Origin of the sequence: Halorubrum sp. Atlit-8R, assembly GCF_003666025.1 — an archaeon.
Taxonomy (GTDB): Archaea; Halobacteriota; Halobacteria; order Halobacteriales; family Haloferacaceae; genus Halorubrum; species Halorubrum salinarum.
The window spans coordinates 131,731-144,378 of the sequence record NZ_QPLV01000003.1; the positions used below are offsets into that span (position 1 = coordinate 131,731).

Here is a 12,648-nt window from a genome sequence, read left to right on the forward strand (position 1 = left end):
GTGAACGCCCCGTCAGAGGCGGAGTTCGCCCGGCGATACCGGTCGCTCTCCGGCGCCGAGCGCCGCGAGTTCGTCGCCGCGCTGTGGACCGCTCGCGGCTGGGAGCGGGTCGACCGGGCGGACGAGTCGAACGTCGTCGTCGTCCGACGCGGCGGCCGGGAGCGGCGCGTCGCGGTCGGGACGCCCGTCCCGGCCGACGCCGACGCCGTCGTCGGCGACGGGGCGCGACGGGTGCTCTCCGCCTCGCCGCGTCGGCGGGCCGAGGCGGTCGGCGCGACGTACGTCTCCCCGGCCGACCTCCGCGAGCGGCTCCTCTACGGGCTCGACCGGGACGCGGCGGACCGCCTGTTCCGCGAGCGGTTCGGCATCTCCCTCGCGACCGCCGCGTCGGCCGACGACGGCGGCCGCGAGGGCGTCCGCGGTCGCCTCGCGCGGGTCCGACGGGCGGCGGCCGACGACCGGAGCGCCCTCCTCGCCGTCGCGGCCGCCGCGCTGCTTGTGGCGACCCTCGCGGTCCTCGCCGCCGGCGGAGCGCCGGCGCTCGCCGGAATCCCCGGACTCGGGCCCGCGAGCGACGGCGCGGAGCCGACCGCTCCCTCGCCGCCGGCCGACGGGGAGTACGCGGCCGCCGCGGCCGCGATCGGAACGCCGGAGTCGGCGGAGCGCGCCGTGTCGACGCTCGACGACGCGGCGTCGCTCGGGCTCGACGAGGACGGCCTCACGGGGACGGTCGGCTCGACCGCCAGGACGCCGCCCGGCGCCTTCCTGACCGGCGTGTACGACGCGGACGCGCTCGCCGACGCCCACGTCGCCGCCGCGGCGAACCTCTCGTCCGCGACCCTCCTCCTCGTCGCCTCGGGCCCCGCGAACGCGACCGCCCTCGACGGGGGGACCGGCGACCGCGTGGGCATCGCGGGCGACGGCGGCGTCGAACTCGCGGTCGCGTCCGAGCGCCGGTACCGGCTCACCGCCTCGGCGAACGCCTCGATCGGGGACGCGATCCGCGAGGGCACCGTCGAGGTGTACGCCGACGGCGACGCCGTCTACGAGCGGGCCGCGGGGGCGTCCGGCGTCGAGACCCGCCGCCTCGACCCCGCCGCGGCGCCGAACGCGACGGCGCTCGTCGGAGGGGCCGCCGCGGAGCCGATCCGCCGGTTCCTGAACGGGAGCGAGTCGACGGTCGGGGCGGCCGCCACCGCGGTCCCGCTGTACCGGATCGAGGTGCGCGGCGAGCCGCGCGCGCTCGGCGACGAGGCCGACGACTTCCGGGCGGTCGCGTTCGTCACCGCCGACGGGCTCGTCGTCGAACTGTCGGCGACGTACGTCCACGTGCCGACCGGCGAGCGCGTCCGGGTCGCGTTCCGGTACGGCCGGCTCGGCGACACCGTCGCGGTCCCGCCGTCGTGGTACTGGGAGGTCGCTTCCGACGGCGACGCCGGCGACGCGTCGGCGTGACCGTCGACGCGCCCTGACGCTCAGTTGACGGCGGCGTGGCCTGCGCCGGCCCTGCGCCGGCCCGACGCTCAGTCGCCGTCGCCGGCCCGTCGCTCGGCCGGCTCCGCCTCGGGCGTCGGCGACGCGGGCACCCGCTCCGTCCCGGCGCCCGGCGGCTCCGCTCCGGCGGTCCCCGCGATCGTCACGTCCCGCTTCGGGTACGGGATCTCGATGTCTGCCTCCCCGAGCGCCACGTACAGGGCGCGGTTGAGTTCGTGCTGCGCGCGGCGGCGCCGCGTCGGGCCGTTCACCCAGCAGAGGATCTCGTACTGGAGCGCCGAGTCCCCGAACGAGCGGAAGCGCGCCCGCGGCTTCGGGGAGTCGAGGACGAGCGGCTCCGCCTCCACGACCTCGATCGCCAGCGCCTCGAAGGCGTCCACGTCGGTCCCGTAGGCGACGCCGATCGGGACCCGCACGCGGCGGCGGCGCTGCGGCGCCGACTCGTTCGTCACCTTCGAGGCGTTGAGCGTCGCGTTCGGCACCGTCACCAGCACCTCGTCGCGGGTGAGCAGCGTCGTCGACCGCACGCCGACCTTGATCACGGTCCCGGCGGTGCCGTCGTCTAAGACGATGAAGTCGCCGATCTTGTACGTGTCGTCGAAGTACAGCGCGATCCCGCCGAAGAAGTTCGCCACCGTGTCCTTCGCCGCGAAGCCGACGGCGATGCCGGCGACGCCCGCGGCGCCGAGCAGCGGCGTGATCTCGATGCCCCACAGCCACAGCAGGGTGCCGACGCTCCCGACCAGCACCGCGAGCGTCCAGACGTTCGAGAAGACGGGCGCGAAGTCGAACCGCCCGCCCTCCGCGTTGACCGCGGCGACGACCCGGTTCACGACCGCGTTGGCCGCGTACGCCCAGACGAGGACGATCACCGACAGCGACGGGCGCCCGAAGACGGCGTCGAGCAACTCCGGCTCCACGAGCACCGAGGCGCGCACCGCGGGGACCTGCGTGAGCACGAACACCCCCGCGAGCGCCGCGGTGACGACGAGCGGCGCCCGCAGCGAGGCGATGACGATGTCGTCGTAGCCGGTGTCCGTCGTCGAGACGTACCGCCGGGCGACGCGGAGGACGACGAACTCCATCCCCAGGGCGGCGACGACCGAGACGAGGAGGACGGCGACCGTCGCCTCCACCGCCGTGAACCCCTCGAACAGCGTCCCGAGCGACGGTATCATGTCACCCGGGACGCGACAGCGCGAGATAACCGTTTCTGCGCCGCCGCCGGCGTCTATCGGCGTCGAGACCGACCGAGCCGGCCGGCCCGGGCGCTACTCGAACCGCTTCCGCACGCTTTCCGCGTGCGCCTCCAGCCCCTCGGCGTCGGCGAGCGTCGTGACCGTCTCGGAGAGGTCGTCGAGGGCGTCGCGGTCGAGCCGCTGGACGGTCGAGGACCGCAGGAAGGTGTCGACCGAGAGTCCGCCGTACCGCTTCGCGCCGCCGTTCGTCGGCAGCACGTGGTTCGTCCCGGCCGCGTAGTCCCCGGCCGCGACGGGGGAGTACGGACCGAGGAAGACGGAGCCGGCGTTGGTGATCCGGTCCAAGAGCGCCTCGTCGTCGTCCGCGACGATCGAGAGGTGCTCGGCCGCGTACTCCTCGGCGAAGAGGACCGCCTCGGGCATCGAGCGCGCGTGGAGGACCCCGGAGGCCTCGTTGTCGAGCGCGGCCCGGATCGTCTCCTCGCGGTCGCGCTCGGCGGCCTGCGCGTCGACCGCGTCGGCGACCGCCGCGGCGAGGTCGGCGTCGTCGGTGACGGCGACGACCGAGGCGTTCGGGTCGTGCTCGGCCTGCGCGACGAGGTCGGCCGCGACGAGGTCGGGGTCGGCCGTCCCGTCGGCGAGGACGAGCACCTCGCTCGGGCCGGCGAGGAAGTCGATCCCCACGTCGCCCTGGACGATCGACTTGGCGGCGGTGACCCACTTGTTCCCCGGTCCGACGACCTTCTGGACCCGCGTCACCGTCTCCGTCCCGTACGCGAGCGCGCCGATCGCCTGCGCGCCGCCGACCTGGTACACCGCGTCGGCGCCGGCCTCGTGGATCGCCGCGAGGGTGACGGGGTTGAGCTCCTCGGCCGGCGGCGTCGCGACCGCGACGTGGTCGACGCCGGCGACGACCGCCGGGACGATCCCCATCAGCGCGCTGGAGGGGTACGCGGCCGCGCCGCCGGGCACGTACACGCCGACGCGGTCGATCGGGCGGAAGCGGCGGCCGAGCTCGCGGCCGCCGAAGTCGTCGCGCCAGTCCGCCGGGCGCTGCCGCTCGTGGAACTCGCGGACGTTCGCGGCCGCCTCCCGGACCGCGTCGAGGACCGGGTCGCCCGCGTCGGCCAGCTCCTCGTGCGCCCGCGCCGCGTCGTCGGTGACGTCGATGTTCCCGACGGCGACGCCGTCGAACTCCTCCGCGAACTCGCGGACCGCGACGTCGCCCTCCTCGCGGACCCGCCCGACGATCTCCCGCACGTCTTCGCGGACCCCCTCGACGCCGGCGTCGCGCTCGAAGAAGGCGCGCCGCTCGGCCGGCGAGAGGTCCGCGACGGTTCGTACGTCCATACCGGTCGTCGGGGACGGCGGGGCAAGGGCGTTCCGACTCACCCCAGCCGCCGGATCCCGGTCACGTCGAGGACGGCGAGGACGAGGAGGGCGGCCAGGAGCGCGGCCGCCGCGAAGAGGACGGGGGCCGACACCGCGACCGCGACCTCGTAGGGCGCGACCAGCCGCGTCGTCCCGCGGAGGAGGAAGGAGACGAACACGAGTCCGAACGCGGCGAACGCGAGCGAGACGAACCGGGAGCGGTCCATGCGGGCCGCTCAGTCCGTCTGCGGGACGCCCGCCCCGTGCGGGCCGTGTCCGTGGGACTCGCGGGCGGGGTCGAAGTCGGTACACATGTCGTAGAACACCGCCTCCGGGTCGCGGTTCCACTGCCACTTCCAGCGCGTGCGGACGAGCAGCGACAGCTTCCGGGTGAGCGACAGCTCCGGAGTGGCCGAGACGGTGTCGTAGCCGCGGTTCCGGATGAGCCGGTGGTGGTCGACGTACAGCACCGCCGCGAGCAGCACCGCCAGCTGGCAGTCCTCGGGGAGGTACTTGATCCCCGCGACGCCCTCCTCGTAGAGCCGCTCGGTGCGGGCCATCTCCTCACGGATCGCGGCCGCGACGTCCTCGTCGAACTCCAGGTCGAGGATCTGGTCCTCGCTCACGCCGTGGCGGCGGAGGGTCTCTAATGGGAGGTAGATGCGGTCGCGCTCGACCACGTCCTCGCGGACGTCGCGGAGGAAGTTCGTCATCTGGAACGCCTCCCCGAGCTTCGTCGCGTGCGGGAGCGCCTCGGCCTCCTCCTCCGGGTCGAGGTCCATGATCGCCGTCATCATCCGGCCGACGGCGGCCGCGGAGCCGTCCATGTACGCCTCCAGGTCGGCGTACGTCTCGTAGCGGTCGGTATCGATGTCGCTCTCCATCGCGTCCACGAACGAGTGGACGTCCTCGTCGGGGATGTCGTTGCGCTCGACCACCTCGGCGAACGCCTCCAACACGGGGTCGTCGGTCGGCTCCTCGCCGAGCGCGGCCGCTCGGAGGCGGTCGAGTTCGGCCCGCTGTTCGGCGGGCGGTCCGGTGTCCTCGGCGTCGACGACCTCGTCGGCGATGCGGAAGAACCCGTACAGCACGTACGTCGGGTGGCGGATCCGCTGGGGCAGCAGCCGGGTGGCGACGTGGAACGTCTTCCCGGTGCGGCGCTGGATCCGCTTGCTCCGGGCAACCTGTGTTTGCTCTACCATGCTGACCCCGAGCGGTCGGCAAGGAGGGTCGCGTACGGGTCGCCCATCATAGCAGAAAAGTCGGCCTCCAAGAACATAACAGTTCGCACGACACAGTTTGGATCCCGAGCGTCCCCGTCGCGTCCGCCGACCGAGGCGGCGAGCGAATCGCACGTCGGGTCAGTAGAAGGTGTCGCTACAGTCGTAGACGACGCCGTGAGCCGGACAGACGTACTTACAGTGTCGGTGGTACATCGGTGTCTCGCAGACCGGACACGGGCGGCCGCCGTCGTTCGCCGGGTCGTCGCTCACGGCGGGAACACGGGGGCGAGCGACAAAACGCTACCCCACCGGAACCGTCGGCGAGCGGCGGGTCGCGGCGGGGTCGCGGCCGCGCCGAACCTGACTGGTCAGTCGTCGGCCAGTCGGTCGTACACCGACCGGGCGACCGACTCCTGCCCGAACGGGAGCGTCAGCACGCCCCCCCACTCGGAGCCCGTGAGCGCGTCGACCGTCTCCCGGTCGAGTTCGACGCGGCGCACCTCGGTCCCGTCGAGCGTCATCGACACCACGAACGCGGCCGGGTCGTCGGTCGCGCCGGCCCCGTCGAGGCGGCTCCGGAACGAGTCGACGCCCGCCTCGGAGAGCACGACCTGGACGAGGAACTCGCCGTCCCTCGCGAAGACGCCCTTGACCACGTCGAGGTCGCTCGCGTCGAACAGCAGCGCGTCGGTGCCGTCGTCGCCGGTCAGCCGCGCCTCGAACGGCGCCTCGGGGTCGACGGCGGCCGACTGCGGCGCCGCCTCCTCGTCCGTCCCGTCGCCCGTCGCCGCCGGGCCGTCGCCGCCGATGCCGCCGAGGCCGTCGACCGCCGCGCCGTCGGTCACCGTCGCCGCGCCCGCGAAGCCGACGGCGCCGACCGCGCAGACCGCGCCGAGGCCCCCGAGCACGCCCCGTCGAGAGATGTCCATACCTCCCGGTTCCGGCCGGCGGTGAAAAGCGTTACACGCCGATTTCCGCGCGCGATAATTACGGAAATCCGGAACGTTCGCCGTCGGTGGAGGTCGGGGACGCGCGACTACCCCGACGCGAACGCGACCGCGTCGCGGGTCGTCGTCTCGCCGAACAGCCAGTCGGCGTGGTCGACGGCGTACTCGCGGTGCTCCTCGGTGATGTACCCGAGCGCGTCCTCGACCACGACCGGGCGGTAGTCCCGGAGCCCGGCGCTGCCGGCGGTGTGGAGGACGCAGACGTTCGCGAGCGTGCCGCAGATCAGCAGGTCGTCGACGCCGTGCGCGTCGAGGTACCCCTCTAGGTCGGTCCGGTAGAAGGCGTCGTAGGTGTGCTTCTCGACGACGTGGTCCCCGTCGCGCACGTCGAGGTCGTCGACGAGTTCGGCGTCCCACGACCCCTCGACGACGTGTTCGCCCCACCGGTCGAACTCGTCGTAGTAGTGGGTCTCGTCGAACTGCTCGGGCGGGTGGACGTCGCGGGTGTAGACGACGGACGCGCCGGCCTCGCGGGCGCGGTCCACGAGCGCCGTCACCGGCTCGATCGCGGCCTCGCTCGGCTCGGCGTAGAGGCTCCCGTCGGGGTGACAGAACCCGTTTTGCATGTCCACGACGACCACCGCGGTTGCTGTCGGATCGAACGCCATACCGCCGGTTACCGCGCGGCGGACAAAAACCGTCGTCCCCCTCGCGACCGCCGGGTTCCCACGACGACGGCGGGAACGCCGCGACGGGGCGTCCGCGGACCGCCAGATCGGACGGAAAAATCCGCCGGCCGCGGCGCCGAAGGAACCGACAAACTACTTACCGGGGCGTCCGATACGATTCGTATGCGACGGGTTCTCACCCTCTCGACCGCGGCCGCCGCCGTCGCCGCGGTCGCCGTCCTCTGTGTCGCGTTCACCGCCGGCGTCGCCGCCGCTCCCGACGCCGGCGCGGTCCCCGCCGCGTCCGGCACCGGGCCGACGGCGCCGGGCGCAGCGCCCTCCGCGTCCGCCGACGAGTGCGGTCCCGGCGACGGCCCCGACCTGGTGGGCTGCTGGAACGGGACCCACTACGAGGAGTCGGTCGACTTCGCGGAGACTGACGGGCTCAACGAGTCCCAGCTGTCGGCGCTGACCGACCTCACGATGGCCCGGGTCGAACACGTCCGGCAACGCCCGTTCAAGGAGGACGTGCCGGTCGAGACAGTCACTCGGAGCGAGTACGTCAACGACACCGCGAGCGGCAACGGGTCCGCGGCGTTCCGCCGCTGGAACGACCAGGTGTGGGAGGCGCTGTTCGTCGTCGGCGACGACACGAACGCCAACAGCGAGATCGACTCGGTGTTCGGCGGCGCGGTCTCCGGCTTCTACTCGCCCTCGCAGGACCGGATCGTCATCGTCGTCCCCGACGGCGAGTCGCCCGACATCGACCCCTCGACGCTCGCGCACGAGCTGCTCCACGCGATGCAAGACCAGTACCACGACCTCACCGACCCGCGCTACGTCGGCGCGACCCAGGACGGCGACCTCGCGGTCGACGGGATCGTCGAGGGGGAGGCGGTCCACGTCGAGGAGCGGTACGCCGCCCGCTGCGCCGACAACTGGACCTGCGCCGAGCCGCCCGAGAGCGACGGCGGCGGGGGCGGCGGCGCCGACTTCAACTTCGGCATCCTCCAGACCGTCCTCCAGCCGTACGGGGACGGCGCGCTGTACGTCCGCGAGCTCCGCGACGAGGGCGGGTGGGCGGCCGTCAACGAGACGATGAACGACCCGCCGGCGTCGACGGCGGAGGTCATCCACCGCAACCCCGACTACGAGGAGGGGAACATCACGTTCGAGGACGCCGCGACCGGCGGGTGGGAGACCTACCCGGACCAGGGCGTCGACGGCGCGGAGACCGCGGGCGAGGCGTCGATGTTCGTCATGTTCTGGTACCAGAGCTTGGAGTACCGCCACGCCGTGTTGGAGCCCGACGCGACCGTCCAGCAGAACGTCCAGATCCACCTCGACACGGAGGCCCAGCTCGAGTCGCGGGCGGTGTACAACTACGCCCACCCCGTGACGGACGGCTGGGCCGACGACGAGCTGTACCCCTACCGGAACGGCGACCGGGACGGCTACGTCTGGGCGACCGAGTGGCAGACCGCAGACGACGCCGAGGCGTTCCGCGACGCCTACGTGCGGATGCTGACCGCGCACGGCGAGGCCGAGTACGCCGACGGGACCGTCTACGAGATCGGCGAGGAGAGCGACTTCCCCGGCGCGTACGGCGTCGAGCGCGACGGGACGAGCGTGACGATAACCCACGCGCCCTCGCCGGAGGGCGTCCTCGAACTCCGGCCGGACGCCGACCTGACGCTCCCGGACGCCGACGGCACCGACGGCGCGGACGGGAGCGACGGCGACGGCTCAGACGGCACCGACGGCGACGACGGCAACAGCAGCGACGGCGGCGACGGGAGCGGCGACGCGGACGGCGGCGACGGCGCGGACGGAGGGGGCGGCGACACGAGCGACAGCACCCCCGGCTTCGGCGTCGCGGCGGCGCTCGTCGCCCTCGCGGCCGCGCTCGGGCTGGCCGCGCGACGGTCGACGTAGCCCGGCGCGCGCAGCGCGCCGACGAGTGCGGCCCCGGCGACGGTCCCGACGACCGCGCGGTCCGCGGCCGCCGCGACACGGGTGGCTTTTCGTCCCGGCGGCCGAACCGAGGCGTATGAGCGAGTTCGACATCGTCGACGCGGCCGCGATCCGCGAGGGGCGCGCGACCGACGCGTACTTCGAGCGGACCGAGGCGGCGCTGGAGGCGGCCGGCCGGAACCCCCGCGTGGTCGCCGAGGTGACCGCGGACCAGTTCCCGGACGGGGAGTTCGAGCTGTTCGCGGGCCTCGGCGACGCCGTCGAGCTGCTCGCGGGCCGCAACGTGGACGTCGACGCGGTCCCCGAGGGGCGGCTGTTCGACGGGGGCCCGGTGATGCGGATCGAGGGGCCGTACCTGGCGTTCGCGCGGCTGGAGACGTCGCTCCTGGGCTTCCTCTCGCACGCCTCCGGGATGGCGACCGCGGCGCTGGACTGCCGGGTCGCCGCGCCCGACTCGCAGATCCTCTCGTTCGGCGCGCGCCACGTCCACCCCGCGATGACGGCGGCGGTCGAGCGCTCCGCGCTGGCGGCCGGGTTCGACGGCTTCTCGCACGTCGCCGCCGGCGACCTGCTCGGCCGGGAGGCCTCGGGGACGATGCCGCACGCGCTCGCCATCTGCTTCGGGCGGGGCGAGCAGGAGGCCGCCTGGCGCGCCTACGACGAGGGCGTCCCGGCGGACGCGCCCCGGATCGCGCTGTGTGACACCTACTCCGACGAGGTCGACGAGGTCCTCCGCGCCGTGGAGACGCTGGGCGACGACCTCGACGGCGTCCGCCTCGACACGACCGGCTCCCGGCGCGGCGACTTCAGACACATCGTCCGCGAGGTACAGTGGGAACTCGACGCGCGCGGCCACGGCGACGTGGACGTGTACGTCTCCGGCGGTCTCGGGCCGGCGGACCTCCGCGACCTGCGCGACGTCGTCGACGGGTTCGGCGTCGGCGGCTACGTCTCCAACGCGGACCCCGTCGACTTCGCGCTCGACCTCGTCGCCGTCGACGGCGAGCCGGCGGCCAAGCGCGGGAAGCTCTCGGGCGCGAAGGCCGTCTACCGCACCGACGACGGCGGCCACGCCGTCGGGCTGGCGGACCGCTCGGGACCGGCGGACGCCGAGGCGCTCATGGAGCCCGTGATCCGCGACGGCGAGGTGGTCGCGGGCGACGCGTTCGACCTCTCGGCGGCCGCGGAGCGGGCGCTCGCGGACGCGGAGGCCGTCGGCTACGGGGCGGACTGACGCGGGCGGCGAGACGGAGAAAACGCGGGCGGGTCGCGGGCTACAGCTCCTCGACGGCGCCGCCGTCGGCGCGCTCTCGGAAGACCTGGCCCTCGATGAGCGTCACCATCGTGTCCTCCTCCTGCCACGCGGTCGGCGAGAGCTTCGCCTTCCGGCAGGTGCGCGAGAGGAACTCCGCGGCCGACCAGCCGTTCTCGACGGGGACCGTCGGGTAGAGCCAGCCGTGGGCGTTGCCGCTGTCGACGGCGACGCCGTGCGTGCCGATTTCGAGGTCCTCGGCGGGGTCGTTCGTGAGGACGGTGTTCGAGACGACGAACACCGAGACGGTGATGTTGTCGAGCTCCTTCGGCTCCACCTCGGAGCCGCAGGAGTCGTCGGACGCCGCCTTGATGGCGGCCTCGACGATCGCGTGACCGAGCTGGTCTGAGGTGTCCCACGCGCCGGCGCAGCCGCGGAGGCGGCCGCGGCCCCGCGTCGACTGGAGCCGAACGAAAGCGCCCGTGCGGGCGTAGAACGCCTCTCGCATGCTACCGGGCTGTTCGCGTTGCCCGTGTCGGACGAACGACTCGACCGCCTCCCGCGCGAGTTCGACCGCTCGTGCACCGTCGTCGTACGACAGCTGAACGGTCTGGGCCTCGGACATGAGAGTCCATTACGTTGCTGACGACTTGAACGCTTCCCTTGTGGCACCGCTCGCGCGGCGCTCGCGGCGTCTCGCCCGAGAGGCGCCCGACCGAACCGCTTATTCGCCGGCGGGAGAAACGGCGAACCGGACAGAGGGAGCCCGACTCCCGTGCCCTCGGCATGAGGAAAGTCCCCCCACCGGCCGGACAGGCGACCGGGCACACGCCCGGAGTCGGAGACGGCTGGCTCTGGAACAGCAACGACACCCCCCGCCCCGACCGATGAGTCGCGTGCGGTCGCCTCGGCGACCGACGGCGTTCGCGGGGTCACCCGCGAACGCGCGAACCGACCCGCAAGGGAAGGGAGTTAACCCGACGAGGGCCGACGGGCGGGAACGGATGGAACGGCGAATCCTCGCCGGTGCAAGTCCGCGCCACAAGGTAGTCCGGCCGCGGCGCGGACGCTCAGCCGAATGTCGGGACGAACCGAAGGGGGCTTACTCCCCTCAGTCCGCTCGCACCGACCAGCGGCGCGACTGTCGCGCGATTGGTTATAAATGAACTGCGGCGGCGCGTGCCTGCGAGCGGCCGCCGGGGGCGGCCGCGAGGAGCACGCGCGAGGGACGCGGTGAGCGACGGGCGACCGGAGGGAGCCCGAGCGAACCGCGAGGTTGGGGAGGCGTGAGGCTGCGGTGCCGTGCGGGGCGGGACTCAAAGGGGCAGCCGCGAGGACGAAGCCCGCTGACGTAAGCACTGGAAGGAGCGAGCATCGCGAGCGACTGAAGCGCGCAACGAGGCGCGCGAGTCCTCGCGGCTGGGGCTTTGGCGGTGTCCGCCGTCGATTTACGGTCGACTATTTATAAGCGAGCGTCTGGGGCTTTGGCGGTGTTCGTCGCCGACCTGCCCGCAACGTCTTATAAATAAGCGGCTAAGACTTCGGTGGTGTTCGTCACCTACCCACTCTCAGCAGCTTATAAATAACCAATCGAAAATTCCGACTCAGACCAGTATCAGGCCGTCTCCATCTCCTTTTCCAGCTCGCGGAGCTTCTCGATGCGGTTCTCCGTCGAGGGGTGCGTGGAGGCGATCTTCCCGACGAAGCCGGCCTTGATCGGGATGATGAAGAACGCGTTCATCTCCGCCTCCTCGCGGAGGTCCTCCTTGGGCACCTTGTCCATCCGGCCGTCGATTGTCATCAGCGCGGAGGCGAGCGCGCCGGGCTTCCCGGTGATGAGCGCCGCGCCGCGGTCGGCGGAGTACTCGCGGTAGCGCGAGAGCGCGCGGATGAGCAGGAACGAGACCACCCACACCAGAAGCGACACGAGGATCGCGACGATGACGGGCGCGCCCTGCCGGTTGTCGCCGCTGAACAGCCACCCCCACCGCACGATGAAGAAGGCGATGGTGGAGAGGAACGACGCGATGGTCATCACCATCACGTCGCGGTTCTTCACGTGGGCGAGCTCGTGGGCGAGCACGCCGTCCAGCTCGTCCTCGTCGAGGCTCTCCAAGAGCCCGGTCGTCACCGCGACGGTCGCGTTCTTCTTGTTCCGGCCGGTCGCGAAGGCGTTCGGGACGCGGGTGTTCGCGACCGCGACCGTCGGCTTCGGGAGGTCGGCCTGCTGGCTCAGCCGCTCGATCCGCCGGTGGAGGTCGGGGTACTCGTCGGGGTCGACCTCGCGGGCGCCCATGCTCCGCAGCGCGAGCTTGTCGCTGAAGAAGTACTGCGCGAGCGAGAACCCGCCGAGCATGATCAGCGGGAACAGGAAGTCGCCGAAGTACACCGTCAGGGCTCCGACGAACACGACGTAGAGGGCGAACAGGAGGAACATCGTGAACGCCATCCGTCCACGCAACCCCCAGTCTGTCTTCCAATCCATGCGCGTAAGTTACCGTTCTGCGCGTTAAAGGTTGC

12 protein-coding genes and 1 other RNA gene are annotated in these 12,648 nt (G+C 72.6%); 4 read left to right on the top strand and 9 right to left on the bottom strand.

Annotated elements, in window-relative coordinates; all coding sequences use genetic code 11:
- Complete coding sequence (locus tag DVK05_RS09315) at positions 1-1,455, top strand: hypothetical protein (RefSeq protein WP_121563090.1); 1,455 nt, start codon at positions 1-3, stop codon at positions 1,453-1,455.
- A gap of 68 nt (positions 1,456-1,523) precedes the next feature.
- On the opposite strand, the gene DVK05_RS09320 is transcribed toward DVK05_RS09315, so the two are convergent.
- The 7 genes from DVK05_RS09320 to DVK05_RS09345 form a co-directional block, all read right to left on the bottom strand.
- The gene (locus DVK05_RS09320; RefSeq protein ID WP_233559359.1) at positions 1,524-2,672 is read right to left on the bottom strand and encodes a mechanosensitive ion channel family protein; all 1,149 of its coding nucleotides are present in this window, start codon (positions 2,670-2,672) and stop codon (positions 1,524-1,526) included.
- Between the two features lie 93 nt (positions 2,673-2,765).
- The gene (gene hisD, locus DVK05_RS09325) at positions 2,766-4,043 is read right to left on the bottom strand and encodes a histidinol dehydrogenase (RefSeq protein ID WP_121563091.1); all 1,278 of its coding nucleotides are present in this window, start codon (positions 4,041-4,043) and stop codon (positions 2,766-2,768) included.
- A gap of 38 nt (positions 4,044-4,081) precedes the next feature.
- Positions 4,082-4,291, bottom strand: coding sequence for a hypothetical protein (locus DVK05_RS09330; protein WP_053770479.1), 210 nt, complete (start codon positions 4,289-4,291; stop codon positions 4,082-4,084).
- A gap of 9 nt (positions 4,292-4,300) precedes the next feature.
- Positions 4,301-5,266, bottom strand: coding sequence for a phytoene/squalene synthase family protein (locus tag DVK05_RS09335; RefSeq protein ID WP_121563092.1), 966 nt, complete (start codon positions 5,264-5,266; stop codon positions 4,301-4,303).
- Between the two features lie 159 nt (positions 5,267-5,425).
- Positions 5,426-5,557, bottom strand: coding sequence for an HVO_2523 family zinc finger protein (locus tag DVK05_RS17700; RefSeq protein WP_255409708.1), 132 nt, complete (start codon positions 5,555-5,557; stop codon positions 5,426-5,428).
- Between the two features lie 98 nt (positions 5,558-5,655).
- Complete coding sequence (locus DVK05_RS09340; RefSeq protein ID WP_121563093.1) at positions 5,656-6,216, bottom strand: hypothetical protein; 561 nt, start codon at positions 6,214-6,216, stop codon at positions 5,656-5,658.
- A 107-nt stretch (positions 6,217-6,323) separates the two neighbouring features.
- Positions 6,324-6,902, bottom strand: a complete 579-nt coding sequence (locus tag DVK05_RS09345) for a cysteine hydrolase family protein (RefSeq protein WP_121563094.1) — start codon at positions 6,900-6,902, stop codon at positions 6,324-6,326.
- Positions 6,903-7,085: 183 nt separating this feature from the next.
- Here DVK05_RS09345 and DVK05_RS09350 point away from each other — a divergent pair, with 183 nt between their 5' ends.
- Together DVK05_RS09350 and DVK05_RS09355 are read left to right on the top strand one after the other, a co-directional pair.
- A complete protein-coding gene (locus DVK05_RS09350) occupies positions 7,086-8,837 on the top strand; it encodes an Hvo_1808 family surface protein (RefSeq protein WP_121563095.1) in 1,752 nt (583 codons plus the stop codon).
- 115 nt (positions 8,838-8,952) lie between these two features.
- The gene (locus tag DVK05_RS09355) at positions 8,953-10,110 is read left to right on the top strand and encodes a nicotinate phosphoribosyltransferase (protein ID WP_121563096.1); all 1,158 of its coding nucleotides are present in this window, start codon (positions 8,953-8,955) and stop codon (positions 10,108-10,110) included.
- A gap of 40 nt (positions 10,111-10,150) precedes the next feature.
- Here the strand turns inward: DVK05_RS09355 and DVK05_RS09360 are convergent, their stop codons facing one another.
- Positions 10,151-10,753, bottom strand: coding sequence for a TIGR00296 family protein (locus DVK05_RS09360; protein ID WP_121563097.1), 603 nt, complete (start codon positions 10,751-10,753; stop codon positions 10,151-10,153).
- A gap of 129 nt (positions 10,754-10,882) precedes the next feature.
- On the opposite strand from DVK05_RS09360, the gene rnpB reads away from it, so the two are divergent.
- Positions 10,883-11,245, top strand: an RNA gene (gene rnpB / locus DVK05_RS09365) — RNase P RNA component.
- Between the two features lie 498 nt (positions 11,246-11,743).
- On the opposite strand, the gene htpX is transcribed toward rnpB, so the two are convergent.
- Positions 11,744-12,613 (bottom strand): zinc metalloprotease HtpX, encoded by an 870-nt coding sequence (htpX, locus tag DVK05_RS09370; RefSeq protein ID WP_121563098.1) that lies wholly within the window; start codon positions 12,611-12,613, stop codon positions 11,744-11,746.
- Positions 12,614-12,648: the final 35 nt, after the last annotated feature.

Coding starts and splice junctions, on each gene's coding strand:
- DVK05_RS09320 (WP_233559359.1), bottom strand. CDS start 2,672: ATGATACCGTCGCTCGGGACGCTGTTCGAGGGGTTCACGGCGGTGGAG.
- hisD (WP_121563091.1), bottom strand. CDS start 4,043: ATGGACGTACGAACCGTCGCGGACCTCTCGCCGGCCGAGCGGCGCGCC.
- DVK05_RS09330 (WP_053770479.1), bottom strand. CDS start 4,291: ATGGACCGCTCCCGGTTCGTCTCGCTCGCGTTCGCCGCGTTCGGACTC.
- DVK05_RS09335 (WP_121563092.1), bottom strand. CDS start 5,266: ATGGTAGAGCAAACACAGGTTGCCCGGAGCAAGCGGATCCAGCGCCGC.
- DVK05_RS09340 (WP_121563093.1), bottom strand. CDS start 6,216: ATGGACATCTCTCGACGGGGCGTGCTCGGGGGCCTCGGCGCGGTCTGC.
- DVK05_RS09345 (WP_121563094.1), bottom strand. CDS start 6,902: ATGGCGTTCGATCCGACAGCAACCGCGGTGGTCGTCGTGGACATGCAA.
- DVK05_RS09350 (WP_121563095.1), top strand. CDS start 7,086: ATGCGACGGGTTCTCACCCTCTCGACCGCGGCCGCCGCCGTCGCCGCG.
- DVK05_RS09355 (WP_121563096.1), top strand. CDS start 8,953: ATGAGCGAGTTCGACATCGTCGACGCGGCCGCGATCCGCGAGGGGCGC.
- DVK05_RS09360 (WP_121563097.1), bottom strand. CDS start 10,753: ATGTCCGAGGCCCAGACCGTTCAGCTGTCGTACGACGACGGTGCACGA.
- htpX (WP_121563098.1), bottom strand. CDS start 12,613: ATGGATTGGAAGACAGACTGGGGGTTGCGTGGACGGATGGCGTTCACG.